This is a genomic window from Verminephrobacter aporrectodeae subsp. tuberculatae At4 (genome assembly GCF_000193225.1).
In the GTDB taxonomy this organism is placed as follows: Bacteria; Pseudomonadota; Gammaproteobacteria; order Burkholderiales; family Burkholderiaceae_C; genus Acidovorax; species Acidovorax aporrectodeae.
Genome location: NZ_AFAL01000846.1, coordinates 1 through 467 on the forward strand (window position 1 = coordinate 1; position 467 = coordinate 467).

The 467-nt window shown below is 68.1% G+C and carries 1 protein-coding gene; it reads left to right on the top strand.

The window, feature by feature from the left end; genetic code table 11:
• Positions 1-467: Ig-like domain-containing protein (locus VTU_RS34150; RefSeq protein WP_010108999.1), on the top strand; the 467-nt coding region annotated here is incomplete at both ends.

A 467-nucleotide genomic window follows, 5' to 3' on the forward strand; every position in this document is an offset into this window, starting at 1 on the left:
AACCACCACCGTCACCTTTCACTTCAGCGAATCCGTCACCGGCTTCGCGAGCGACGACATCGTGCTCACCGACGCCAACGGCACGCTGGGCGCGTTGAACAGCACAGATGGCGGCAGAACCTGGAGCGCCGTCTTCACGCCCACGCCCAACGTCAACGACAGCAGCAACACCATCAGCGTGAACTTGGCCGGCGTGACCAACGCCGCAGGCCGGGCCGGAGTGGGCCACTCCCGCAGCGCCAACTACAGCGTGGACACGCGCGACACCAGCGCCCCCACTGCGACCATCACGCTGGCCGACACCGCGCTCACCGCGGGCGAAACCACCACCGTCAGCATCCGCTTCAACGAACCCGTCACCGGCTTTGACGCCAGCGACGTCGTGCTCACCGACGCCAACGGCACGCTGGGCGCGCTCACGCCGAACGCCGAGCGCACGCTCTGGACGGCGACCTTCACGCCCACGG